This is a genomic window from Shewanella sp. Pdp11, assembly GCF_002838165.1.
In the GTDB taxonomy this organism is placed as follows: Bacteria; Pseudomonadota; Gammaproteobacteria; order Enterobacterales; family Shewanellaceae; genus Shewanella; species Shewanella hafniensis.
In genome coordinates this window covers 3,246,355-3,270,199 of the sequence record NZ_CP015194.1, presented here as the reverse complement: position 1 = coordinate 3,270,199, position 23,845 = coordinate 3,246,355, and the positions used below count along the sequence as shown (strand labels likewise).

24 protein-coding genes are annotated in these 23,845 nt (G+C 46.6%); 18 read left to right on the top strand and 6 right to left on the bottom strand.

Translation table 11 applies throughout. The features are described 5' to 3' along the window. Nucleotides 1-19: 19 nt before the first annotated feature. Entirely contained in the window at nucleotides 20-691 is a 672-nt protein-coding gene (locus AYJ58_RS14520) for a hypothetical protein (protein WP_106650670.1), read from the bottom strand. Between the two features lie 94 nt (nucleotides 692-785). Here AYJ58_RS14520 and AYJ58_RS14515 point away from each other — a divergent pair, with 94 nt between their 5' ends. From AYJ58_RS14515 to lolE, 3 genes are all read left to right on the top strand, one after another. After that, nucleotides 786-2,018: a lipoprotein-releasing ABC transporter permease subunit gene (locus tag AYJ58_RS14515; RefSeq protein ID WP_106650669.1), complete on the top strand. Its 1,233-nt coding sequence runs from the start codon at nucleotides 786-788 to the stop codon at nucleotides 2,016-2,018. A gap of 127 nt (nucleotides 2,019-2,145) precedes the next feature. Next, the gene (gene lolD / locus AYJ58_RS14510; RefSeq protein WP_106650668.1) at nucleotides 2,146-2,841 is read left to right on the top strand and encodes a lipoprotein-releasing ABC transporter ATP-binding protein LolD; all 696 of its coding nucleotides are present in this window, start codon (nucleotides 2,146-2,148) and stop codon (nucleotides 2,839-2,841) included. Continuing rightward, entirely contained in the window at nucleotides 2,838-4,088 is a 1,251-nt protein-coding gene (gene lolE / locus AYJ58_RS14505) for a lipoprotein-releasing ABC transporter permease subunit LolE (RefSeq protein WP_106650667.1), read from the top strand. The genes lolD and lolE overlap by 4 nt, the downstream gene beginning before the upstream one ends. A gap of 293 nt (nucleotides 4,089-4,381) precedes the next feature. On the opposite strand, the gene suhB is transcribed toward lolE, so the two are convergent. After that, on the bottom strand, nucleotides 4,382-5,185 hold the full coding sequence (gene suhB, locus AYJ58_RS14500; protein ID WP_106650666.1) for an inositol-1-monophosphatase: 804 nt from the start codon (nucleotides 5,183-5,185) through the stop codon (nucleotides 4,382-4,384). Nucleotides 5,186-5,338: 153 nt separating this feature from the next. On the opposite strand from suhB, the gene trmJ reads away from it, so the two are divergent. From trmJ to AYJ58_RS14430, 14 genes are all read left to right on the top strand, one after another. After that, entirely contained in the window at nucleotides 5,339-6,067 is a 729-nt protein-coding gene (trmJ, locus tag AYJ58_RS14495) for a tRNA (cytosine(32)/uridine(32)-2'-O)-methyltransferase TrmJ (protein ID WP_106650665.1), read from the top strand. A 54-nt stretch (nucleotides 6,068-6,121) separates the two neighbouring features. After that, nucleotides 6,122-6,943 (top strand): serine O-acetyltransferase, encoded by an 822-nt coding sequence (gene cysE / locus AYJ58_RS14490; RefSeq protein WP_028759817.1) that lies wholly within the window; start codon nucleotides 6,122-6,124, stop codon nucleotides 6,941-6,943. 378 nt (nucleotides 6,944-7,321) lie between these two features. Then, complete coding sequence (gene iscR / locus AYJ58_RS14485) at nucleotides 7,322-7,783, top strand: Fe-S cluster assembly transcriptional regulator IscR (RefSeq protein ID WP_006081858.1); 462 nt, start codon at nucleotides 7,322-7,324, stop codon at nucleotides 7,781-7,783. Nucleotides 7,784-7,862: 79 nt separating this feature from the next. Next, the gene (locus AYJ58_RS14480) at nucleotides 7,863-9,077 is read left to right on the top strand and encodes an IscS subfamily cysteine desulfurase (protein ID WP_106650664.1); all 1,215 of its coding nucleotides are present in this window, start codon (nucleotides 7,863-7,865) and stop codon (nucleotides 9,075-9,077) included. A 37-nt stretch (nucleotides 9,078-9,114) separates the two neighbouring features. Continuing rightward, nucleotides 9,115-9,498 (top strand): Fe-S cluster assembly scaffold IscU, encoded by a 384-nt coding sequence (gene iscU, locus AYJ58_RS14475; RefSeq protein WP_011072277.1) that lies wholly within the window; start codon nucleotides 9,115-9,117, stop codon nucleotides 9,496-9,498. A gap of 14 nt (nucleotides 9,499-9,512) precedes the next feature. Next, on the top strand, nucleotides 9,513-9,836 hold the full coding sequence (gene iscA, locus AYJ58_RS14470) for an iron-sulfur cluster assembly protein IscA (protein ID WP_006081855.1): 324 nt from the start codon (nucleotides 9,513-9,515) through the stop codon (nucleotides 9,834-9,836). 16 nt (nucleotides 9,837-9,852) lie between these two features. Further along, entirely contained in the window at nucleotides 9,853-10,377 is a 525-nt protein-coding gene (gene hscB, locus AYJ58_RS14465; RefSeq protein ID WP_106650663.1) for a co-chaperone HscB, read from the top strand. Between the two features lie 66 nt (nucleotides 10,378-10,443). Continuing rightward, nucleotides 10,444-12,306: a Fe-S protein assembly chaperone HscA gene (gene hscA / locus AYJ58_RS14460; RefSeq protein WP_106650662.1), complete on the top strand. Its 1,863-nt coding sequence runs from the start codon at nucleotides 10,444-10,446 to the stop codon at nucleotides 12,304-12,306. 8 nt (nucleotides 12,307-12,314) lie between these two features. Beyond that, entirely contained in the window at nucleotides 12,315-12,653 is a 339-nt protein-coding gene (fdx, locus tag AYJ58_RS14455; protein WP_006081852.1) for an ISC system 2Fe-2S type ferredoxin, read from the top strand. 157 nt (nucleotides 12,654-12,810) lie between these two features. After that, the gene (rimK, locus tag AYJ58_RS14450) at nucleotides 12,811-13,716 is read left to right on the top strand and encodes a 30S ribosomal protein S6--L-glutamate ligase (protein ID WP_006081851.1); all 906 of its coding nucleotides are present in this window, start codon (nucleotides 12,811-12,813) and stop codon (nucleotides 13,714-13,716) included. A gap of 113 nt (nucleotides 13,717-13,829) precedes the next feature. Continuing rightward, a complete protein-coding gene (iscX, locus tag AYJ58_RS14445; RefSeq protein ID WP_106650661.1) occupies nucleotides 13,830-14,027 on the top strand; it encodes a Fe-S cluster assembly protein IscX in 198 nt (65 codons plus the stop codon). Between the two features lie 217 nt (nucleotides 14,028-14,244). Next, nucleotides 14,245-14,412 carry a hypothetical protein gene (locus tag AYJ58_RS14440; protein WP_106650660.1) on the top strand — a complete coding sequence of 56 codons (168 nt, stop codon included), beginning with the start codon at nucleotides 14,245-14,247 and terminating at the stop codon, nucleotides 14,410-14,412. 197 nt (nucleotides 14,413-14,609) lie between these two features. Next, the gene (ndk, locus tag AYJ58_RS14435) at nucleotides 14,610-15,041 is read left to right on the top strand and encodes a nucleoside-diphosphate kinase (RefSeq protein ID WP_006081848.1); all 432 of its coding nucleotides are present in this window, start codon (nucleotides 14,610-14,612) and stop codon (nucleotides 15,039-15,041) included. Between the two features lie 362 nt (nucleotides 15,042-15,403). Further along, nucleotides 15,404-15,847, top strand: coding sequence for an Hsp20 family protein (locus AYJ58_RS14430; RefSeq protein WP_106650659.1), 444 nt, complete (start codon nucleotides 15,404-15,406; stop codon nucleotides 15,845-15,847). A 99-nt stretch (nucleotides 15,848-15,946) separates the two neighbouring features. Here AYJ58_RS14430 and ilvN read toward each other — a convergent pair whose 3' ends face one another. From ilvN to AYJ58_RS14415, 3 genes are all read right to left on the bottom strand, one after another. Further along, on the bottom strand, nucleotides 15,947-16,441 hold the full coding sequence (gene ilvN / locus AYJ58_RS14425) for an acetolactate synthase small subunit (protein ID WP_106650658.1): 495 nt from the start codon (nucleotides 16,439-16,441) through the stop codon (nucleotides 15,947-15,949). Next, nucleotides 16,441-18,159 carry an acetolactate synthase 3 large subunit gene (locus AYJ58_RS14420; RefSeq protein WP_106650657.1) on the bottom strand — a complete coding sequence of 573 codons (1,719 nt, stop codon included), beginning with the start codon at nucleotides 18,157-18,159 and terminating at the stop codon, nucleotides 16,441-16,443. Before AYJ58_RS14420 ends, ilvN begins: the two co-directional genes overlap by 1 nt. Nucleotides 18,160-18,706: 547 nt before the next feature. Beyond that, complete coding sequence (locus AYJ58_RS14415; protein ID WP_106650656.1) at nucleotides 18,707-19,930, bottom strand: multidrug effflux MFS transporter; 1,224 nt, start codon at nucleotides 19,928-19,930, stop codon at nucleotides 18,707-18,709. Between the two features lie 451 nt (nucleotides 19,931-20,381). On the opposite strand from AYJ58_RS14415, the gene AYJ58_RS14410 reads away from it, so the two are divergent. Further along, a complete protein-coding gene (locus AYJ58_RS14410; protein ID WP_106650655.1) occupies nucleotides 20,382-22,256 on the top strand; it encodes a choice-of-anchor I family protein in 1,875 nt (624 codons plus the stop codon). 188 nt (nucleotides 22,257-22,444) lie between these two features. On the opposite strand, the gene AYJ58_RS14405 is transcribed toward AYJ58_RS14410, so the two are convergent. Then, a complete protein-coding gene (locus tag AYJ58_RS14405) occupies nucleotides 22,445-23,803 on the bottom strand; it encodes an aminotransferase-like domain-containing protein (RefSeq protein WP_106650654.1) in 1,359 nt (452 codons plus the stop codon). Between the last annotated feature and the right edge of the window lie 42 nt (nucleotides 23,804-23,845).

The window sequence follows — 23,845 nt, the reverse complement described above, 5'->3', positions numbered from 1 at the left end:
GCCAGCGAAAAGTCAGCGGCTATTGACGCTCGTCTCTGGCGAGTTTACGTAACTTGAGTTGTTTCTGCTGTACATTAAGGCTGGCTTTGACTAATTGTTCCACGTCAGCCTCGAGAATTTGACTGAATTCAAAGTCGGTTTGCCATTGCGGGGCAGGAGACTGAAGTTCCGCCTGAGTATGTTGCTCGGCATTTTGTGTGTCACCACTATGAGTATTGCTATTGGCGCAGCTCTCGTCAGATAGCATGTTTTGCGCGGTAGAGGCGGTTACTTTGCCAAAACACAAAATGGCGACTAATTCGTCATGAATAAACAGGGTGATTTTATAGTGTGAGCCTATGGTTAAGGCTGTGGGCGTGAGCAGTCTTAGGCCGCTGCCACCAAACTGATTGCCAATGCATTTTTCGCCCTCTTGGGTTTCTTTCTCTAATACATGCTGCAGCACTAAATCCACTTTGCGAGATTGCAGCTTTAAAAAGTCCACGACAACTTTTGCCTCGTTATCTAAATGGCGCAGTTGTAGCAAGCAGTTGGCTTCAAGTGTTTTCACTTCGCTGAGTAGTTGAATACCCAATGATTGCATTGATCTCAGTGCCATTTCTGAGGGTAATGGCTCGGAACTCGGCCACAGACTTAAGTAGGCGGTGAAGTGGTGAGGCACACTAAAATACGGATTGGTGTCAGTGAACAAGGCTTGCCTCTTTATTTATAGGACCAATACCCCTATTATCGTGCCCATCTTCATGATTTAGCAAGTTCAGCACACAGGACGCAACCCTCTTTCAATGAATCCAGGATTCCCTTTCTATATTGGTTACCGTTATTGGCGGGCCAGAAAAGCGAACGCGTTCGCGTCGTTTATTACTCTATTTGCCGTATCGGGCATTTTTTTAGGTGTTGCCGCGCTTATTGTTGTGAGTTCTGTAATGAATGGTCTCGAAGGCCAACTCAAGCAACGTATCTTAGGCGCGGTGCCGCAATTAACCCTTTATAGTGAAACGCCTTTAGTCGATTGGACTGAGCAGGCGAGTGCGCTTAAAGCCTTACCGGGCGTATTAGGCGTAACGCCGAGCGTGTCGACGCAGGCCATGGTGCAATCGGCGGCGAACATTCGCGCTGTGCAAGTTTATGGCGTGTTTCCCGAGTTAGCGGAAAAGTTGTCTTCGGTTGCCCAGCACACTTACTCAGGAGCATTTGAGCAGCTGACGAGCGGTGACTACAAGGTGATTTTAGGATCTGAGCTGGCAAGACAACTTAAAGTCGCCCCCGGTGATACGGTGCGGTTATTAAGTGGCGATGGCGTAGTGTATTCGCCCTTAGGCCCTGTGCCGAGTCAACGTAAGTTTTTGGTCTCAGGCATTTTTGAAATGGGCTCTCAGGTCGATGCGGGCGTGGCGTATATCCATTATCAAGATGCGAAACGGCTGATGCGTCAACCCAGTGAGGCTATTGATCAGCTCAGACTCTATTTAGCCGATCCCTTTAGCGCACCGGCTTTAGCGCCTAAAGTGCAGGATATATTAGCTAAACATGGCATTAAGGCGACAACCAGCGATTGGCGTGATACCTATGGCCACTTGTTCGACGCGGTCAAAATGGAAAAGAACATGATGTCGCTGATGTTGAGTCTGATTGTAGCCGTGGCCGCTTTTAATATTGTCTCGGCGCTGGTGATGATGGTGGTCGATAAAACCACTGATGTGGCGGTGCTCAAAACCCAAGGGGTAACTACGCCCGCTGTGATGGGCATTTTTGTGGTGCAGGGTTCGCTCAATGCTGTACTTGGTTTAGTGCTTGGGCTCGCGGTAGGTATACTTATCACTTTGAATCTGAATGGCATTATGACGACCTTAGGCATTTCGATTTTAGGTGCGGGACAGAGTTTGCCGGTGAAACTGGAATTGATGCAGTTGTCTGTGATCGTGATTGGTACGCTATTAGTCACCCTGCTGGCGACCTTATATCCCGCACTGCGCGCTGCTAATGTGCAACCCGCGACTGCGCTCAGATATGAGTAACGGGATACGAATAAACCTGTCGTTGCGACTGAGCGACGATGGAGTAACGATTTCAATATACGAATAATTAAATGCATTGATTTGATGACATAAATCGATGCCAAAGCCTGTTTAAGAGAGAACTTCAATGCAAGACGTGTTACTGCAAGTGCAGAGTGTCAGTAAGAGTTATCATGATGGCGCCGTGACCACGCAAGTGTTGTCTAATGTTGATCTGCAAGTGTTTAAGGGCGAGCAGTTGGCGATTGTCGGCAGTTCAGGCTCAGGTAAAAGTACCTTGCTGCACATTATGGGCACGTTAGATGAACCAACCGCAGGTAAAGTCTTGCTGTTAGGCGAAGATTTATATCAAGTGTCCAGTGCGCGCCAAGCGCAGATCCGTAACCAAGATTTAGGTTTTATCTATCAATTCCATCATTTATTGCCTGAATTTACCGCGCTAGAAAACGTCGCTATGCCGGCATTTATTCAAGGTAAAGATCGTAAACGGGCGCTCGCCGATGCTAAAGCCTTATTGGAGCGTGTTGGGTTAGGGCATCGCATGACGCACATTCCCGCCGAGTTATCGGGCGGCGAACGTCAACGTGTTGCTATTGCAAGAGCCTTGATTAATAAGCCAAAGTTAGTGCTGGCCGACGAGCCTACGGGTAACTTAGATGCCAATAGCGGCGATGCGGTTTATGAGTTGATCCGCGAGTTGGCCGATCAGTTAGGCACGGCGTTTGTGGTGGTGACCCATGATCATAAATTGGCTGCCCGTATGGACCGCCAGCTGATGATGAAGAACGGCTTCCTGCAATTAGCGGCGGAAACCCAAGTATGAAAGGACCGTTAGCCTTATCCATTGGTTGGCGTTTTTATCGCGCCCGCCAATCCAACAGCTTTATAAGCTTTATTTCCTTCGCATCGACTGCCGGTATTGCCTTAGGCGTGGCGGTATTGATCATAGTCCTGTCGGCAATGAACGGATTTGAGCGCGAGTTAGAACATAGATTGCTTGGTGTCGTGCCGCAGGCGGACATAGTCGGTGTGAGCGAGCCAATCGCGAACTGGCAGAGTGTAGCCGAGGGGGCGCTGTTAATTGAAGGCATTCGCGGCGCAGCGCCTTTTATCCGCATGCAAGGTTTAGTGCAAAAGCCCGGTGGTTTTCAGGGGTTAGCCGTGGTGGGGATTGATCCAAAAGAAGAAATCAAGGTCTCGACACTGGCGCAATTTATGAGTGATGCCAGCTGGCAGAGTCTCGGCCAAGATGAAAATCACATCGTCCTTGGGCAAAGCTTGCTCACTAAGTTAGGGCTTGAGATTGGAGATACGCTGGCCTTATATGTACAGGATATGGATCCAGAAGCGACGGGCAGTTTACGTGCGGCGAAGAGCCATCGTTTTGTGGTATCTGGCGCTTATAATCTTGGTGGCGAGCTTGAGCTGACCACGGCTTATATTCCAATTCAGTACGCGGCGCAGATCTTGAACATGAAGAGCGGCGTGACAGGCGTGCGTATTAGCGTCGATAAAGTGTTTGATGCCCCCGTCAAAGTGCGCGAGCTTGGTTATGCGCAAAAGCAGTCGGTGTATATCAGTGACTGGACCCGTACCCAAGGGCATTTATATCAAGATATTCAGTTGGTTCGCACAGTCATGTACTTAGTGCTAGTGCTGGTGATTGGTGTGGCTTGCTTTAACATCGTTTCCACCTTAGTGATGGCGGTGCGGGATAAAGCCTCAGAAATTGCTATTTTGATGACCATGGGCCTGAGCCGTTTGGCTGTGATGGGGATTTTCATGGTGCAGGGCGCCTTGAATGGTCTGCTTGGCTGTGGTCTTGGCGGCATTATCGGCGTGAGCGTGGCACTGAATTTAAGTGCGATTGCGAGCTCAGTTGAGCAGGTGCTCGGTATTCAACTGCTGTCAGCCGATGTGTACTTTGTCGACTTTTTACCGTCTGAGTTACATGGCTCAGATGCGGCGCTGGTGATTGTGATGGCATTTGTCATGAGCTTAATCGCCACGCTTTATCCTGCTTGGAAAGCCAGCCAGATTGCGCCAGCACAAGCTTTGGCAGGTAGATAATCTATTGAGTGGTTGTACGTCCTGTGAGCTGATTATCGTTGAAAATCAGTGCATGCTTGCAGGACTATCTTCTTAAAGTTTTAGGAATGAAAGCCCCATAAACAAAAAGGCCAGTGAGCGCTCTTAGAAGAGTTTGCCACTGGCCTTTTTTATGTCTAACGTTTTGTATCTATGCGTTTTGTATCTAGCGTTTTGAAAGCGAAGCGGTAGTCGAGCTTAATACTTCGAGCACTTGACACTAACGCTTCGGAACTAAACTTCGAGGCTAACGCTTCGAAACTAATCGCTTAATATTAACGCTTTAAACCTTCGTTCAATAATGGACGCATGATTTTAACTAATTCTGTGGTCACTTTAGGTGAGCCTGCAACTATGTTACCAGAAATCAGATAGTTATGGTTGCCAGTGAAGTCGGTAACTGTACCGCCCGCTTCGCGGCAGATAAGATCGCCAGCAGCGATATCCCATGGCTTTAAGCCGATTTCGAAGAAACCGTCTAAACGACCCGCAGCAACATAGGCTAAATCTAATGCGGCAGAACCTGCGCGGCGTAGGTCAGCACATTGGCCGAACACTTCGCCGAAAATAGCCATATAAGTTTCAGTGTGTTGACGGGCCTTGAATGGGAAGCCTGTACCAATCATTGTTGGGGCTAATTCATTCACGTTAGTCACACGCAGACGGAAATCATTGAGTTTTGCGCCTTTACCGCGGACAGCGGTAAAGAGTTCTTCACGGACAGGATCGTAAACAACGGCAACTTCAGTTTTACCTTTATGTTGCAGAGCGATAGAAATCGCGAAGTGGGGAATGCCTCTAACAAAGTTGTTAGTGCCATCCAGAGGGTCAACTATCCAAACGTAGTCGCTATTCTCACCGCGGTTTTCGCCTTTCTCTTCACCCACGATAGTGTGATCAGGGTAAGATTTACGAATTTGGTAAGTAATAGTCGCTTCTGCTTCCTTGTCTACACTGGTAACAAAATCGTTGATACCTTTTGAACTGACTTCAATACGGTCAAGTTCGGTATAGGCGCGCATAATATTTTGGCCGGCCGCGCGGGCAGCGCGTACAGCAATCGTCAGCATCGGATGCATTGCAATCCCCTGGATGTTAAAGAACGTTAAAATAGCGGGCGGTATTATACTCGATTTGATAGTTATATCAAATACCGATTTTCATATAAGCATTCGGCAATGGCTGTGATAATATTCGTCCCCAACGTTTTATGAATTAAATTAAGTTGTTTCATGCTAAGTAATATTCGAGTGGTTTTAGTGGGGACTTCGCACCCCGGCAATATTGGTTCCACTGCCAGAGCGATGAAGACTATGGGTCTGTCAAATCTGTACCTTGCAGAACCGCGTGTTGAACCCGATGGGCATTCCATTGCATTAGCCGCGGGTGCATCGGATATTCTGAAACATCTTGTGAAAGTGGATTCACTCGCTGAAGCGATTGCTGATTGCAGTCTCGTGATTGCAACCAGCGCGCGCAGCCGAACCTTAGACTGGCCAATGTTAGAGCCAAGAGAAGCAGGGGTTAAATTAGCGACCGAGGCACTTAAAGGCCCCGTTGCCATAGTATTTGGCCGTGAGAACCACGGCTTAAGTAATGAAGAGTTGCAACAGTGTACTTATCATGTGGCGATTCCTGCGAATCCTGAATACAGCTCGCTCAACCTTGCGCAAGCCGTACAAATCATTTGTTATGAAACCCGTGTTGCCCACCTCGCACAAAAAGAAGTGGCCGAAGAAGCGCTAACCGAGTATCCCTTGGCCGCCGATCAGGAACGTTTCTTTGCACACCTTGAGACGACGCTGTTATCAACCGGATTTATCATTAAGAATCATCCCGGACAAGTGATGATGAAACTGCGCCGCTTGTTTAGTCGTGCGCGGATTGAGAGTCAGGAGATGAATATCCTCAGGGGAATCTTGACCTCTATTGATAAAGTCACTGGTTCTAAAGATAAATAGCCAAATCCTCATCATCAATAATCACCGTATAGAATGACTGCAAAGGGATAAACAATGGGCGTGATAGCTAGGCTAAAAGAAGATATTGAATCTATATATCACCGTGATCCTGCTGCGCGCAGCGCGTTTGAGATCTTGGTTAACTATCCGGGCATGCATGCCATTTGGTTGCATCGGATAAGCCATAAGTTATGGAAGCGTGATTGGCGTTTAACGGCTCGTTGTTTATCGACGTTTTCCCGTTGGTTGACGGGCGTTGAAATCCATCCTGGGGCAACCATAGGTCATCGATTTTTTATCGACCATGGTATGGGGGTGGTGATTGGTGAAACGGCTGAGATCGGTGATGATTGCACGCTTTATCATGGTGTCACGCTTGGTGGAACCACCTGGCAAGCGGGTAAACGTCACCCGACGTTAGCCAATAACGTGGTGGTAGGCGCGGGAGCTAAAATCCTCGGTCCAATTACTATGCACGACGGTGCGCGTGTGGGGTCAAATTCAGTCGTCGTGAAAGATGTGCCAAAAGATACCACAGTCGTGGGTATTCCTGGGCGCGTAGTAGCCACGCCGTCACCGCAATCGAAAGAGAAAACTGAACGCCGCAGCGCGATGGCAAAAAAATATGGCTTCGATGCGTACGCGGTATCACCGGATAATCCCGATCCTGTTGCCAATGCAATAGGGCAGATGCTCGATCACATGCATCTGATGGACTCGAAAGTTCAAGAGTTGTGTCAAGCCATTCAAGGGTTGGGTGGTAATGTCTGCACCGAAAAACTGCCAGAGCTGGATATGGGCGAGTTTAATGATGCAGAAAAAGCGGCAGCGGAAAAACGCCATAGTGCATTAGATGAATTTGATCCGAGTATCTAAGTTTCAAGAAATGGTTCAACGAAACCATTTAACTTAGTGGTCTAACTTGCGTAAGGGCTGACCCTCGCAAGGGTCTCCTTTAGCGTTTTACTTTAGCTCATCCTGTTGTAAAGGCGCATATTGCGATCAAACCTGAGTTTGATCGCGTCACAGTGCAGCGATGACTTTTATTGTGGGTTTATATCGTGCTAGATGTCGATTAATTGGCGCTCTAGCATTGAATCTTAAGCTAGAAAAAGGTTAAATACCCCACCAAGATGAAAGGGTATTGGTTATTTGCACACTCATATACTTGAGTGTTTTAGTAGGTTTTAATACTTGACTGAATTACTCGGGTATGTTGAAATAATGCATACCTGTTCGGGAGCTATGGTAGTTATGAAACTTACATCAAAAGGTCGTTATGCAGTAACCGCTATGCTAGATGTGGCAATCCACTCAGCATCGGGACCAGTTCCCTTAGCGGATATCTCTGAAAGACAAGGGATTTCGCTTTCCTATCTGGAACAACTCTTCGCTAAGCTAAGAAAACACGGCTTAGTTGCCAGTGTACGTGGACCGGGCGGTGGTTATCGGTTAGGCCTAGAAGCCAATGATATTTCAGTCGGCATGGTTGTCCATGCTGTAGACGAGTCTGTCGATGCGACTCGTTGCCAAGGACTTGGCAATTGTCAGAGTGGAACTCGCTGCTTAACCCATTCACTTTGGGGCGATTTAAGCAAACAAATTTCAGATTTTTTAGATGGTATCAGTCTTGCTGGCTTGATGCAGAAACGAGATGTGCAATTTATCTCGCTTAAGCAAGACACTATGCAAAAGGAACAAAGAGTCAGTTTATAACGGCCTTTGTTATATATAAAAATAATTTTTGTACGTTGTATGTAGCCTCTACCAGAGACTGCTCAGTACGGAGTGTGTTATGAAGCTTCCTATCTATTTAGATTACGCCGCCACCACGCCTGTTGATCCAAGAGTCGCGGAAAAGATGTTCCAATGTATGACAATGGACGGCATCTTTGGTAATCCGGCATCACGTTCACACCGCTACGGCTGGCAAGCTGAAGAAGCGGTAGATATTGCTCGCAATCAAATTGCTGAGTTAATTAACGCCGATCACCGTGAAATTGTGTTTACTTCTGGTGCAACTGAATCAAACAATCTTGCGATCAAAGGTGTTGCTCATTTCTATCATAAGAAAGGCAAGCACATCATCACCAGTAAGACTGAACATAAAGCGGTTCTCGATACTTGTCGCCAATTAGAGCGCGAAGGTTTCGAAGTGACTTATTTAGAGCCTGCGGCAAACGGCATCATTCCGATGGAACGTTTAGAAGCGGCAATGCGTGACGACACTATCCTTGTCAGCATCATGCACGTCAACAACGAAATCGGTGTGATCCATGATATCGATGCAATCGGTGAGCTATGTCGTTCAAAAGGCATTATTTTCCACATGGATGCAGCGCAAAGTGCGGGCAAAGTGCCTATCGATGTGCAAGCCACTAAAGTGGATTTGGTTTCGATTTCTGGCCATAAAATGTATGGACCTAAAGGTATCGGTGCCCTGTATGTTCGCCGTAAGCCACGCATTCGCTTAGAAGCGCAAATGCACGGTGGTGGTCATGAGCGCGGTATGCGCAGCGGTACGTTACCGACGCACCAAATCGTAGGTTTAGGTGAAGCGGCTGCAATCGCAAAAGCGGAAATGGCCTCTGATGACGCCCGTATCGGTGCATTACGTGACAAATTATGGAATGGCATCAAGCACATTGAAGAAACCTATATCAATGGTGATGCGATTGACCGTGTTAGCGGTAGCCTCAACGTCAGCTTCAACTATGTTGAAGGCGAATCGTTAATGATGGCACTGAAAGATTTAGCGGTTTCATCGGGTTCGGCTTGTACTTCAGCCAGCCTAGAGCCTAGCTACGTATTACGTGCACTTGGCTTAAATGATGAAATGGCACATAGCTCGATTCGTTTCTCTATCGGCCGTTTCACCACCGAAGAAGAAATCGATCACGCTATCGAAGTAATTACTCAATCTATTGATAAATTAAGAGAAATGTCTCCTTTGTGGGAAATGTTTAAAGATGGGATCGACCTGAACCAAGTTCAATGGGCACATCATTAATTCTGACCTTTACAATAGATAATTTTGGAGCAGTACCATGGCTTACAGTGAAAAAGTGATAGATCATTATGAGAACCCACGTAACGTTGGTTCTTTTGATAAAAACGATCCTTCGGTCGTGACCGGTATGGTAGGCGCGCCTGCTTGCGGTGACGTAATGAAACTTCAGTTGAAAATTGGTGCTGATGGCATCATTGAAGACGCTAAGTTTAAAACCTACGGTTGTGGTAGCGCGATTGCATCTAGCTCACTGGTAACTGAGTGGGTTAAAGGCAAAACTATCGAACAAGCTGCGGCGATTAAGAACACAGATATCGCTGAAGAATTGGCATTGCCACCGGTGAAGATCCACTGTTCAATTTTGGCTGAAGATGCCATTAAAGCTGCTATCGACGAGTACAAATCGAAACAAGCTAAGTAACATCTGGAGTTAAGATGGCGATTACAATGACCCCAGCGGCAGCCGATCGTGTCAGATCTTTCTTAGTCAACCGAGGCAAAGGTGTAGGCCTGCGTCTCGGCTTAAGAACATCAGGCTGTTCTGGTATGGCTTATGTACTTGAGTTCGTTGATTCTTTAAATGATGACGATGAAGTGTTTGATATCGAAGATGTTAAAATCATCATCGATGCCAAGAGCCTCATCTATCTTCAAGGGATCGAGCTGGATTTTGTTAAAGAAGGGCTGAACGAAGGCTTCCAATTTAACAATCCTAACGCAAAAGGTGAGTGTGGTTGCGGTGAGAGTTTCACTGTTTAACCGCTAAAGTTGACGCATGAATTATTTCGAGCTGTTTAAATTTTCCCCTGCCTTCGATATTGATACCGCCTTACTTGCAGAACGCTATCGCGAACTGCAACGGGCGGTTCATCCCGATAAATTTGCCAATGATACTGAGCAGCAAAAATTGCTGTCGGTGCAGCGCACGGCGCAAGTCAATGATGGTTTTCAAACCTTAAAAGATCCCATTCGCCGCGCCGAGCATATGTTGTCGATGCGTGGTATTGAATTAAGCCATGAAACCACCACAGTGAAAGATACTGGCTTCTTGATGCAGCAAATGGAATGGCGCGAGGCGTTGGAAGACATACGCGATAGTGACGATCCTCAAGCGAGTATTGACGAGCTATATCAATCGTTTGCAGAGTACCGCGCGCAACTCACTCAGCAATTGACTCAACTGTTAACCAGTGAGCAGGCTGAAGATGCATTGTTAGCGGCGGATCAAGTTCGCAAACTCAAATTTATGGCAAAATTACACGACGAGTTGACCAGAGTCGAAGACGCTCTGTTAGATTGATTTCCGTGTTTATGTTACTTTGCTGACTCAAGTACGCTTGAGTTGGCATTACTAAGTTGGATATATATGGCCCTTTTGCAGATAGCTGAGCCCGGTCAAAGTGCCGCGCCGCACCAACATAGACTTGCCGTTGGCATCGATTTAGGTACGACCAATTCTTTGGTGGCGGCTGTTCGAAGTGGAGAGACGGCGACCCTGCCGGACGAACTTGGACAGCATTCATTACCTTCTATCGTGCGTTATACCCAAGATTCAGTCGAAGTCGGTGCCCTTGCGGCGTTGAGTTCGGCGCAGGATCCGCAAAACACGATCGTTTCGGTTAAGCGTTTTATGGGCCGCAGCCTAGCTGATATTAAAGCCGGCGAGCAGTCATTCCCCTACGAGTTTGCCGAAAGCGAAAACGGTTTACCTTTATTTGTGACGCCCCAAGGCCAAGTAAATCCCGTGCAAGTGTCTGCGGAGATTTTACGTCCGCTGATTGCCCGTGCTGAAAAAACCTTAGGTGGCGAGCTGCAAGGTGTGGTGATAACCGTACCGGCCTATTTTGATGATGCTCAGCGCCAAGGCACGAAAGATGCAGCAGCTTTGCTGGGTGTTAAAGTGCTACGTCTGTTGAATGAACCGACTGCTGCTGCGATTGCCTACGGCTTAGACTCTAAGCAAGAGGGCGTGATTGCCATCTATGACTTAGGCGGCGGTACCTTCGATATTTCTATTTTGCGTTTGAATCGCGGTGTATTCGAAGTGTTAGCCACCGGCGGTGATTCTGCGCTTGGCGGCGATGATTTCGATCATTTACTCCAAGCACATATGCAGCAAGTGTGGCAGCTTAGCGACATCGACTCACAATTAAGCCGTCAGTTGCTGATTGAATCGCGTCGAGTCAAAGAAGCCTTAACGGATGCAGCAGAAACTGAAGCAAAAGTGATCCTTGCCGATGGGACTGAGCTCACGCAAATCGTTACTAAAGCTGAATTTGATGCCATGATTGCGGCGTTGGTTAAGAAGACCATTGCCAGCTGTCGCCGTACCCTGCGTGATGCGGGCGTAACGACAGATGAAGTGCTTGAAACTGTGATGGTTGGCGGTTCAACGCGCGTGCCATTAGTGCGTGAACAGGTTGAAGCTTTCTTCGGTAAACTACCACTGACGTCTATTGATCCCGATCGTGTTGTCGCCATTGGTGCGGCCATTCAAGCCGACATTTTAGTGGGTAATAAACCCGAATCTGATTTGCTGCTCCTCGATGTGATCCCTTTGTCATTAGGCATAGAGACCATGGGCGGTTTAGTGGAAAAAGTGGTGTCGCGTAATACCACGATTCCGGTTGCGCGAGCACAGGAATTTACCACTTTTAAAGATGGTCAAACGGCCATGGCATTCCATGTGGTGCAGGGCGAGCGTGAACTCGTTGCCGATTGCCGCTCACTGGCGCGTTTTACCTTAAAAGGTATTCCGCCGTTAGCCGCAGGCGCTGCGCATATTCGTGTGACATTCCAAGTGGATGCCGATGGTTTACTTAGCGTGACTGCGATGGAGAAATCCACCGGCGTGCAGTCTAGTATTCAAGTTAAGCCGTCTTTTGGTTTATCGGATACTGAAATTGCCACTATGCTGAAAGATTCGATGAAGTATGCCAAAGACGATATCACTCGTCGTATGCTGGCCGAGCAGCAAGTGGAGGCGGCGAGGGTACTCGAGTCTTTACATGCCGCGTTAGCGAAGGATGGCGATTTGCTGAATGCCGATGAGCGTGCTCAAATCGATGCTACTATGGCCAATGTGGCGCAAGTGGCTACGGGCGATGATGCCGATGCGATTAAGCTCGCGATTGAAAAACTGGATGAGCAAACCCAAGATTTTGCTGCCAGACGTATGGACAATTCTATTCGAGTGGCATTCAAAGGCCAGTCGATCGACAACATATAGGTGATGTAATGCCCCAATTAGTCTTTCTTCCCCATGCCGAGTTGTGCCCAGATGGCGCAGTGCTTGAGGCGAATGTTGGTGAGACCATTCTTGATGTTGCGCTGCGTAATGGCATCAATATCGAGCATGCATGTGAAAAGTCCTGTGCTTGCACGACGTGTCACTGTATCGTGCGTGAAGGCTTTAATGATCTTGAGCCAAGTGATGAGCTGGAAGATGATATGTTAGACAAAGCTTGGGGACTCGAGCCCGAAAGCCGTCTATCTTGTCAGGCGAAAGTGGTCGACACTGACATGGTGATTGAGATCCCTAAATACACGGTTAACATGGTCAGCGAAGGCAATTAATGCTGTCGCGATAATTGTTAAAACCAGTCCATGTGACTGGTTTTTTGCTTTTGGCGTTGAGCATTTGTGCAACTAATCTTGTCTATGCCTCTAGTTGTTTGATTTATCCCTGCGCAGGCGTATTATGCGCTCAAAATTAATGGTTGCCGGAGACCAAATGAGAATAGCGATCTTATCGCAAGGGCCTGAGCTATATTCAACGAAGCGACTCGTTGAAGCGGCTCAATTACGTGGTCATGAAGTACACGTAATTAATCCCCTTGAATGTTATATGAATATCAACATGCGGCAATCGAGTATCCACATTGGTGGGCGAGAGTTACCCGCATTTGATGCCGTGATCCCCCGTATTGGGGCGTCGATTACCTTTTATGGTTCGGCGGTGTTGCGTCAGTTTGAGATGATGGGCGTCTATGCTTTAAATGATTCTGTAGGGATCTCGCGCTCACGTGACAAATTGCGTTCTATGCAGTTGATGTCACGCCGCGGCATTGGCTTGCCCATTACTGGATTTGCCAATAAACCGAGTGATATTCCCGACTTAATTGATATGGTGGGTGGCGCGCCTCTGGTGATTAAATTACTCGAAGGCACCCAAGGTATTGGCGTGGTATTAGCCGAGACCCGTAAAGCGGCTGAGAGCGTGATTGAAGCCTTTATGGGCCTTAAAGCCAACATTATGGTGCAGGAATATATCAAAGAGGCTAATGGCGCAGATATTCGCTGCTTTGTGCTCGGCGATAAAGTGATCGCTGCCATGAAGCGCCAAGCTATGCCCGGAGAGTTCCGCTCTAACTTGCACCGTGGTGGCACGGCAAGTTTAGTCAAATTAACCCCAGAGGAACGCTCAGTCGCCATTCGTGCGGCTAAGACTATGGGGCTTAATGTGGCTGGTGTTGACTTGCTACGCTCAAACCACGGTCCTGTGATCATGGAAGTGAACTCCTCACCCGGTCTTGAAGGAATTGAAGGCGCCACCACGAAAGATGTGGCGGGTGCTATTATTGATTTTGTTGAAAAAAATGCGATAAAAGTAAAAAAGGTGACGCAAGCACAGGGTTAATGCTCTTGCTGTCGAGTATTGACTGCGGAATATCAACACTTGATTCACCTCCTTATGGGTAACGCCGTTTAGCAAGAACTTACCCATTAAAGCGAACTGAATAGGGGTAAACGATGACATTAACTTGGGTAGATTCGTTAGATATTGCGTTGGATTTACTCGAAGCACACCCAGAAGTGAATCCCACTCAGCTGCATTTCACCCAATTGTATGAGTGGGTGTTAGCCTTGGATGATTTTGCCGATGATCCTAAGCATTGTAATGAAAAAATACTGGAAGCGATTCAGCAGTGTTGGATTGAGGAAAAGTAGTGAGCACAGTGGCGATACGGTTTTTTATGTGAGGCATCTTGTCCTTTTGACGTTTAACTAAGGTGATTTACCTCACGTATTTGCAGTGGCGCAGAGAGTATTTGGCGAGAGTTTGATCACAGTCAAGTTCATTTCCAGTGGATATCGTAATTTGTTGTATATTGGTTAAGGCATTTATATGGCTTAACTTTATTATCGCAACTGCAAGGATGTTCACATGAAACTTTTGCTTGTATTGTTATGTATGCTTGTCCCTTCAATGGCTTGGGCTCATCCAGGACATGGCGGTGTCGGTTTATTCCATCACTTGTTAGATCTTGCTCCCGCAATCATTTTAGTCGCTTTGATTGCTTGGGCAGGTATTTGGGCTAAAAATAGAAAATAATCCCATTTTTTAATGAGTTAATGAACCCTGCTGAGGATTTATCTTCCTAGCGGGGTCTTTTGCGTGATCAAGCTGATTACGAATAAAGCGAATGTGCGCAATATCTCAGACTTATTTGCTATAAAGATAGGATTTAGCTTTTAAATTTCGTATAATCCGCGCGAATTTTTTAAACTTGCTGACAAAGGAAGCTAGTTATGGCGATCGAACGCACATTTTCTATTATCAAGCCTGATGCTGTTGCAAAAAACCACATCGGTGCTATCTACAATCGTTTTGAAACTGCTGGTCTTAAGATCGTTGCATCAAAAATGTTACACCTGACCAAAGAACAAGCTGAAGGTTTCTATGCTGAGCATAGCGAGCGCGGCTTCTTCGGTGCTCTGGTTGCATTCATGACTTCTGGTCCTATCATGGTCCAAGTATTAGAAGGCGAAAACGCTGTTTTAGCTCACCGCGAAATTTTAGGTGCAACTAACCCAGCTCAAGCGGCTCCTGGTACTATCCGTGCTGATTTCGCAGAAAGCATTGACGAAAACGCGGCTCACGGCTCTGATGCTGTTGAATCTGCAGCTCGTGAAATTGCTTACTTCTTCAGCGCTGAAGAACTGTGTCCACGCACTCGTTAATTCGATGCTAAGACTGAAAAAGGAGCCTAGGCTCCTTTTTTATTGGCTGCAATTTAGTGAATATAGATTGCCATTGCTTAATGACGATAGTGCCTCTATTTCAATCCCGTCTCGACTCACCCTTTTTAAGCTGATTTAGTGTTAGTTTTTATTGGTCTTTTAAAGTTCTGCACATTTTTTTAATTTTCTTGCTTGAAATTTTCTCTCTCGTCCTTATATCTATTTCAGGATCGCTCTATGAGGATCCTAGTGTGAATTCTGTGCCGTAAGGACAGAAGATTTAATCTGGCAGACTCTACAAGCGTTTTCATCGTGAAAACCGTCCGCCAATTCTCCATATTGCTTAAGACAAGGATATGAATATGCGTACTTATGATTTAACACCACTTTACCGCAGTGCCATTGGTTTTGACCGTTTAGCGCAATTGGCAGAACATGCCGCCGCCAATAATGGCAACTCAGGTTATCCTCCATACAACATCGAATTACTCGGCGAAAATCGTTATCGCATAACGATGGCCGTAGCCGGATTCTCTATGGATGAACTTGAGATCAGCAGTGAAGGTGAAAAATTACTGGTGAAAGGCAATAAAGCCGAAAGCCAAACCGAGCGTAAATACCTGTATCAAGGCATAGCTGAACGCGGTTTTGAGCGTACTTTCCAGCTGGCAGACTATGTCACTGTGCTCGGTGCAAGTTTAGAAAATGGTTTACTCAATATTGATTTAGTGCGTGAAATTCCTGAAGCATTGAAACCACGCAAAATTGAGATCACCTCATCGCGCTTATTAGACAGTCAGTCATAATTGACCCTGTGATAATCGCCTAAAAACAAGGGGAGCATAATGCTCCCCTTGATGTTTTTGTGCTTATGCGAAAATGTCCGCGAGATTTATGTGTGAGCGTTAGGCTTTCATGGCTTTTTCACCGCGAGCCAAACCGACTACGCCTGAGCGAGAGACTTCGACCAATTTGGTCACTTCACCTAGCGCATGGATAAATGCATCGAGTTTTTCTGATGTTCCCACCATTTGGATGGTGTATAAATTGGCGGTGACATCGACAATCTGACCGCGGAAAATATCCGCCATACGTTTCACTTCTTCCCTAAACTCGCCTTGGGCGCGGACCTTAACAAGGGCAAGTTCGCGTTCAATATAAGCAGACTCAGTAATATTCGATACTTTTAACACATCGATTAACTTGTGCAGCTGCTTCTCTATCTGCTCTAACACCATTTCATCGGCAACGACTGTGATGTTAAGCCGAGACAGGGTGATATCGTCCGTTGGTGCCACCGTTAAACTTTCAATGTTATAACCGCGCTGTGAAAACAAACCGACCACACGAGACAGGGCGCCGGATTGGTTTTCTAATAATACAGATATAATTCGACGCATTAGCATTTCTCCGTCTTAGTCAGCCACATTTCATTCATCGCACCACCGCGGATCAACATGGGGTAAACGTGCTCAGTTTCGTCCACCATGATGTCGATAAAGACCAATCTATCTTTCATCGCCAGCGCTTCAGCCATTTTTGACTCAAGCTCGGCAGGATCGCTTATCGTCATGCCAACATGCCCATAGGCCTCTGCAATTTTGGCAAAATTTGGCACTGAATCCATATAGGAATGTGAGTGACGGCCGGAGTAAATCATGTCCTGCCATTGTTTTACCATGCCAAGGAAACGATTGTTTAAGTTGATGATTTTTACTGGCGTATCATATTGCAGTGCGGTCGAAAGCTCTTGAATGTTCATCTGGATAGAACCATCACCCGTGACGCACACAACGGTGGCATCCGGCATTGCCATTTTAACCCCCATTGCGGCGGGAAGGCCAAACCCCATAGTCCCTAAGCCACCTGAGTTGATCCAGCGGCGCGGTTTATCGAACGGATAGTACAAGGCGGCAAACATTTGGTGCTGGCCCACATCAGAGGCAACATAGGCATCGCCATTAGTCAGTTTATACAAGGTTTCAATCACTTGCTGTGGCTTGATGCGGCCGCTGCTTTTGTCATAGGCCAGACAATCGCGGCTGCGCCATTGTTCAATATCATTCCACCAAGTGGCGATGGCATCACTGTCGTTGTGCTCGTTCGACTCATCCAACAGTGCCAACATACTGTCTAAAATACTGTCGGCGGAACCCACGATAGGGATATCGACTCGCACGGTTTTAGAGATGGAAGATGGGTCGATATCTATGTGCAAAATGGTCGCGTTCGGGCAGTATTTTTCCACATTATTGGTGGTTCTATCGTCGAAGCGCACACCAATACCGAAGATTAAATCGCAGTTATGCATCGTCATGTTAGCTTCGTAGCGACCGTGCATCCCTAGCATACCTAAACTGTTTTTGTGAGTGCTTGGAAAGGCACCAAGACCCATCAAGGTACTGACGACGGGAATGTTTAATCTTTCAGCCAATTGCAGAATTTGCTTATCACAACCTGAGATTATCGCGCCGCCACCCACATAAAGTACCGGTTTTTTTGCGGCTAACAGAGCTTGAATACCACGGCGGATCTGACCCTTATGGCCTGAAGTCGTTGGATTGTATGAGCGCATTTTGACGCTTTCTGGGTAACAATATTCGTGCAGCAAGGCGGGGTTTAAACAATCTTTGGGCAGATCGACAACCACAGGGCCAGGGCGGCCAGTAGAGGCAATGTAAAAAGCCTTTTTAATAATTTCAGGAATTTCAGTCGGATCTTTGACTAAAAAGCTGTGCTTCACCACAGGGCGTGAGATACCTATCATGTCGCATTCTTGGAAGGCATCGTTACCGATAAGATTACTCGGCACTTGGCCCGATAACACCACTAGCGGAATAGAGTCCATGTAAGCGGTGGCAATACCGGTAATGGCGTTGGTGGCACCGGGCCCTGAGGTGACTAATACCACGCCCACTTTACCCGTGGCACGGGCATAGCCATCAGCCATGTGTACGGCGGCTTGTTCGTGACGAACGAGTATGTGTTCAATACCAGGGATAAGGTGCAGTGCGTCGTAGATATCTAAAACTGAACCGCCAGGATAACCAAAAACGTGATTTACGCCTTCATCAATTAAAGAACGCACTATCATGCTGGCGCCGGATAACATCTCCATGTGAAACTCCTATTGCATAGTACCGTTACGGTAAACAGTATCTTGTTACAGCGACGGTAATCGCTCTAAAAATTAAGCCTGAAGGGTAATTCAGACTCCGAAATGCTGAACTGACTTCGTCGAAGACAAGTGACTCATCCTTTAGGATGCAGCAACTGTTGCAATGAACAGAATTTCATCATATTCAAAAAAAACAACATTTCAAGCCTTTTATGTAAAAAATAACCAACTTGAAACAATTTCACGTTTGAATGGCTGGATAACTTGCTGGAATTGCCAAGTAATCTAGGCTGATTTGTGGGCTTATCTTATATTTTTCAGATTGTTAGATGCTTAAAAAGCAAAAAACGGCACTAAAAGTGCCGTTTTGGTGTGGGACGTTAGATAAGCAGAGACTTAACTGTTGCGATTAAATATTACCTATTTGCTACATTCGAGTATGCCAATGCGCTGTTTTCACGCGATCAAACATGTGTTGCCGATGTGGTATTGGTAGCCATGGCTCTTAGAAATAGACCCTTAAAAATAGATCTCTAAAAAGAGCGCCTTAAACCGTCGGTTGGATTTGATGCTTAGGACGGTTGAATTGGCAAATACCGACTAACACAACAGAGCCTAACATGAGCGCAGAGAAGGGCACGGCTGTGCCATCGTAAAACACCGCCAATAATGGCCCCGCCAATGCGCCGCAGCCAAACCTTAAGGTGCCAATAACCGCAGTCGCGGTTCCTGTTTCTTGCTTGAACTTCATCAGTACTATCGCATCGGCATTGACTGACATCACCCCTAGGCTGCCCATCAAAGGAATAAGCATAAGAACGGTAAAGTGATAGCTCATCTCCAGCAGGTTGACGGTTAATAAACCGGCCCCAGCAATTGCCCCGAAAAAAGTCGACACATGCAACATACGCAGCGAACCATAACGGCCCACGATGCGCGTATTAATGATATTAGCCAACATCAAGGCGCCGACGTTCGTGCTAAACAAAATAGCAAAATAGGATTTATCTAAGGCAAAGACTTCCATATAAACGAAGGGCGATGCCGTGAGATAACAGAAAAATGAAAAAGACGTTAACACGCCACTGGCAATATTTAACTTAACACCAGGGCGAGAAAATACGGTCGCATAGGCACCAAGAAACGATTTTTGGCTGCGGGTATCCATATCTTTATCACTGGGCATTTTTAGCGCAAACAGCACCAGTAATAACAGGGTCGCGGCATAGGCGGATTGAATGAAGAAGATCAAATGCCAATCACCGAGTTCGAGGATGACGCTACCAATGCTAGGTGCCAGTAATGGCGCTAACATCATGATTAAACTCACGTATGACATACCCTTAGCGGTATTGTCGCCATAGACTTCTTTGATGTATCCCGGCACCACCACAGTCGCTGCTGCGCCGATAAAGGCCTGCAAAAAACGTAGCCCTAGAAAGACTTCGACTTGACTGGCAAACCCAATCAGTAAGCTGGTCAGCATGAAGCCACTCAATCCCATTACCACCATAGGGCGACGGCCAATCCGGTCTGCTAGGGGGCCAAAGCACAACATGCCCAGTGCGTAACCCGCTAAGTAGATACTCAGGGACTGTTGCACTGTCGTGACATCGGTATGAAAACTGAGGGCCAATGTCGACATCGCAGGTAAGTACATGTCGATGGCCAATGGCGTGATCGCGACAATCGCCGCAAGCATGGGAATAAGCAGCGCTAAATTGGGTATACGTCTGCCGTTATGGGCAGAAGGTTGTGATTGTGGGTCCACTGTTACCTCGGGTGGCGAAAGAATTGAAAGCGTATTTCACAGGTTATGCGGCGCGGTTTAAATTGTACTAGGACAATTCACTCTAATCCGTCCATTTTTAGCCAGCATTTTACGTTAATTGGCGGTGTTTGGGGAAAAGTGAATTGTGTTTCGATCAATTTTCACGGTAAGGCATTAAGCAATAGCATAGTAAAGCGCTAGGACAAATAAACCAATCTTTGCGCTGATTTCTTTACCGTATTTTACCGATTAAATTGTAACTAAGTAGCAAGTCTCGATAATCGAGGCATAACCTTGGCGTATTGAGCCGTTATCCTCCAATGTGCTTCATTCAAAAGTGTTAGTTGTCATCTGAGTGTCACTACTTTGTCATCTAGGTGTCTTTAATGCTGACTAATTTAGTGGGCTTTAGCTTCACCCTACTAAAAATAAAATATTCAGGAATGACACGATGAAAACACAACGACTTCCGCTAGCCGCTGCCATTATGGCGAGCTTATTACTCGGAGCCTGCAGCGGTGATGATGGCGCAGCAGGTGATAAAGGCGACAAGGGCTTAAATTCACTGGTTAACGTGACGGCATTGAATATCGGTGATGCCAATTGTCCCGCCGGTGGTCAGCGAATCGATACCGGATTAGATGCTAACAATAATGGACAATTAGATGACAGCGAAATTGCCGCAGCGCAAACCCAATATGTTTGCCAGCCACAAACTGCAGGCATAAAAGCTGAGTTAATTGGTCGTCATCAGACTGGCGTTTATGGCTTAAGTGCCGCTGAAATCGTTGAATATCACAGTGCATCTAACCGTATTTTTGTGGTCAATGCCATTAGCGGCAAAGTGGACATTATTGATGGCAGTTTATTAGCAACGGCATCCAATGCAGCTGATCCGTTAGCATTGAATAATCTCGAAAAATTTGGCGAACTTGATGTGGCTAAAGATGTTGGCCAAACCTTTATGGGTAGCGTTAACAGTGTGAGCATTTCAGGTAACTTGTTAGCCGCTGCGATTGAACGTGGCGATGTTGCCGGCAATAAAACCCAAGCCAATGGTTTTGTCGCTTTTTATCAGCTTAACGGCACAGATGCACCGCAGTTTATCAGCGCGGTAGAAGTCGGCGCTTTACCCGATAACCTGGCATTTACCCACGATGGTAAAAACTTATTAGTAGCCAATGAAGGCGAGCCAAATCCAGCCTATACCTTAGATCCTGAAGGCAGTGTGGCGCTGATTGCAATTACTGACGGTAAGCCTGCAGCCACTGCGACTATTATCGGTTTTAGTGAATTTAATCAGGGCGGTGCACGAGCCAGTGAGATCACCCCAGACATTAAAATCAATGGCCCAATGGCAAGTGTGGCGCAGGATTTAGAACCTGAATATATCGCCATTAGCCAAGATAACCACCGTGCGTTTGTCAGTTTGCAAGAGAACAATGCCATTGCCGTAATTGATATCGCCAATGCCAAAGTTGCCAAGATTTTACCACTAGGCCTTAAGGATTACGGACTTGAAGTGAATAAAATTGATACCAGTGACAAAGACAATCTTGTCAACCTGCAAAGCTACACAGGCGTCTATGGTATGTATCAACCCGATACTGTCGCGACCTACCGTTGGAACAATACCGACTTTATCGTGACGGCCAACGAAGGTGATTCCCGTGATTATGCAGGCTTTTCTGAAGAAGCCCGCGCAGGGGATTTAGTGTTCGACCCAAATCATCCACAATTTGCCGCTGCAAAAGATAAAACGCAGTTAGCCCGCCTTAAAGTAACTACTAGCATGGGGGATGACGATAAGGACGGCGACTACGACAAGATAGTCAGCTTCGGTGCTCGCTCATTCTCGATTTGGAGCGCAGACGGTCAGCAAGTCTTTGACAGTGGTAGTGATTTAGAACGTATTACCGCAGCACTCTTAGGCAGTAACTTCAACAATAATAACGAAGAAAATAAAGGTGATAGCCGCAGCGATGACAAAGGACCAGAGCCAGAAGCCTTAGCCCTGGGGCAAATTGGGCAACGACTATATGCCTTTGTTGGTTTGGAACGCACTTCAGGCTTTATGATCTATGACGTGACTAATCCTTTCGATGTGCATTTTATCGACTATGTTGTGAATCGTGATTTTGAGGCCGACTTTGTTATCGATACCGATACGGGTGAAGTTAAAGGGGATGCATCATTGGCGGGTGATTTAGGGCCTGAAGGGATGAAGTTTGTCAGTGCCGATAAAAGCCCTAACGGTAATCCTTTGTTAATCATAGGCAATGAAGTCAGCGGCACGACGAGTGTTTACCAACTAAAGATTAAATAATGGTGCGCTAGTGGTTTATAACTAATTACGTGTTCATCAAGCTCGTCAGTTACCTCAGCGCCAGTAGCATGCATGCTACTGGCGCTTTTTTAGGCTCTCTAATTTTATAAATTAGCCATTTAGTGTGAATTAACTTCATCTTAAATAGCAGGTAAAAAAGCGCTGAAGTTTAGGGATTTTAAGCGTGATTACACCACCGAATAAGCATTTTGTACGAGGGAGAGAATAGTCGCCTCGATACACTCAATCGCATGTTGAAATTGACTGTCGTTTTCGGCGCCACCAAGGCTTAAGCGAATAAAATTGTCATGGCAATTAAAGTCATCTCCGTTACGGATCAAAATGCCTTTAGCGGCCAGTGCAGTGACAAGATGATGGGCCTTGATATCTTCTGGCAGTTGCAGCCAACCGTTCAGTCCTCGCCAAGTTTGGTTTAATCCCAATCGTTCGCCCATAGCGATACAGAGACGTTGGCGTTGGCGCACTATGGCGTCGCGATCGGCAGTGATTTGGCCTTTCTTAATCAACTGACAGGCGATTTCAATATTCAGCGGCGATACCATCCAGCATTGGCTATGAATCGCGAGTCGTACTTGGGCGATAAGTGGTTCAGGCACCAGAATAAAACCTTGCCTTAGGCCGCCAGAAAACAATTTGGACAGGCTGGAAATATAAATCACCCGTGGGATAGCCAGCTGCTTGGCTAGTTGCCACAGGGGCGAATGCCACTCTTCAGGTAAACAATAATTCACATCATCTTCAATAATATAAAACTGATACTGCTCGGCCAATTCGAGGAGTTTTTGCCGCTGTGACTCACTGTACTGAATACAGGTAGGGTTTTGATTATTCAGGGTTAGATAGACTAACTTGGGATGATGGATTTGCACTAACGCCTCAAAACGGGCGAGATCCACGCCATCATGGGTAAGGGGGACTCCAATGCTGGTCACGCCAAGCTGCTTAGCGCAAATTCTCACGCCTGGATAACTGTATTGCTCGTGCAGCAGCACATCACCTGTCGATAAGAATGCACTCAAACAGGCAAAAATCGCTTGCTGACCGCCGTGGGTAAAGATCAGTTGCTCAGGCGTTTGTTGTATGCCGCGTTGGTTAAGCCATTGGTGAAACACTTGTTGGTGTTGATCTAATGGACTGGCGCGATAACCCAGTAACTGACTGAGCTTTGTCGGGTCTTTTGCTAATTGGCTGAGGCAATCACTGAGAGTGCTGATTTGATCTGTGAGTGGCTGCTGGCAGGTCGCCATATTCAATTGTACGTTAGCTATATCAGCTACTGGTGAGGCGTTGACATAGGTGCCATCACCCACGCGTGCTTCAACATAACCCCTTTGCTCTGCCAATGCATAGGCACGGGTTACTGTGCCAATAGTGATACCTAAGGCATCGGCTAGGCGGCGCTGCGGTGGCAGTTTACTGCCTTGGGTCAACACCTTCTGCAAAATGCCTTGTTCTATCGCACTGACTAAGCGCTGATATTTAGGGCCTGAAAAAGCGTTTAGGTCTGGCGTCCAGATTGTACCCATGACAATAAATCCATTGATCTCAAATATTCTCCGTATATTATT

Bases quoted from the DNA above. Each gene is read 5' to 3' on its own strand.
- AYJ58_RS14515 (WP_106650669.1), top strand. From the start codon at position 786: ATGAATCCAGGATTCCCTTTCTATATTGGTTACCGTTATTGGCGGGCC.
- lolD (WP_106650668.1), top strand. From the start codon at position 2,146: ATGCAAGACGTGTTACTGCAAGTGCAGAGTGTCAGTAAGAGTTATCAT.
- lolE (WP_106650667.1), top strand. From the start codon at position 2,838: ATGAAAGGACCGTTAGCCTTATCCATTGGTTGGCGTTTTTATCGCGCC.
- suhB (WP_106650666.1), bottom strand. From the start codon at position 5,185: ATGCATCCGATGCTGACGATTGCTGTACGCGCTGCCCGCGCGGCCGGC.
- trmJ (WP_106650665.1), top strand. From the start codon at position 5,339: ATGCTAAGTAATATTCGAGTGGTTTTAGTGGGGACTTCGCACCCCGGC.
- cysE (WP_028759817.1), top strand. From the start codon at position 6,122: ATGGGCGTGATAGCTAGGCTAAAAGAAGATATTGAATCTATATATCAC.
- iscR (WP_006081858.1), top strand. From the start codon at position 7,322: ATGAAACTTACATCAAAAGGTCGTTATGCAGTAACCGCTATGCTAGAT.
- AYJ58_RS14480 (WP_106650664.1), top strand. From the start codon at position 7,863: ATGAAGCTTCCTATCTATTTAGATTACGCCGCCACCACGCCTGTTGAT.
- iscU (WP_011072277.1), top strand. From the start codon at position 9,115: ATGGCTTACAGTGAAAAAGTGATAGATCATTATGAGAACCCACGTAAC.
- iscA (WP_006081855.1), top strand. From the start codon at position 9,513: ATGGCGATTACAATGACCCCAGCGGCAGCCGATCGTGTCAGATCTTTC.
- hscB (WP_106650663.1), top strand. From the start codon at position 9,853: ATGAATTATTTCGAGCTGTTTAAATTTTCCCCTGCCTTCGATATTGAT.
- hscA (WP_106650662.1), top strand. From the start codon at position 10,444: ATGGCCCTTTTGCAGATAGCTGAGCCCGGTCAAAGTGCCGCGCCGCAC.
- fdx (WP_006081852.1), top strand. From the start codon at position 12,315: ATGCCCCAATTAGTCTTTCTTCCCCATGCCGAGTTGTGCCCAGATGGC.
- rimK (WP_006081851.1), top strand. From the start codon at position 12,811: ATGAGAATAGCGATCTTATCGCAAGGGCCTGAGCTATATTCAACGAAG.
- iscX (WP_106650661.1), top strand. From the start codon at position 13,830: ATGACATTAACTTGGGTAGATTCGTTAGATATTGCGTTGGATTTACTC.
- AYJ58_RS14440 (WP_106650660.1), top strand. From the start codon at position 14,245: ATGAAACTTTTGCTTGTATTGTTATGTATGCTTGTCCCTTCAATGGCT.
- ndk (WP_006081848.1), top strand. From the start codon at position 14,610: ATGGCGATCGAACGCACATTTTCTATTATCAAGCCTGATGCTGTTGCA.
- AYJ58_RS14430 (WP_106650659.1), top strand. From the start codon at position 15,404: ATGCGTACTTATGATTTAACACCACTTTACCGCAGTGCCATTGGTTTT.
- ilvN (WP_106650658.1), bottom strand. From the start codon at position 16,441: ATGCGTCGAATTATATCTGTATTATTAGAAAACCAATCCGGCGCCCTG.
- AYJ58_RS14420 (WP_106650657.1), bottom strand. From the start codon at position 18,159: ATGGAGATGTTATCCGGCGCCAGCATGATAGTGCGTTCTTTAATTGAT.
- AYJ58_RS14410 (WP_106650655.1), top strand. From the start codon at position 20,382: ATGAAAACACAACGACTTCCGCTAGCCGCTGCCATTATGGCGAGCTTA.
- AYJ58_RS14405 (WP_106650654.1), bottom strand. From the start codon at position 23,803: ATGGGTACAATCTGGACGCCAGACCTAAACGCTTTTTCAGGCCCTAAA.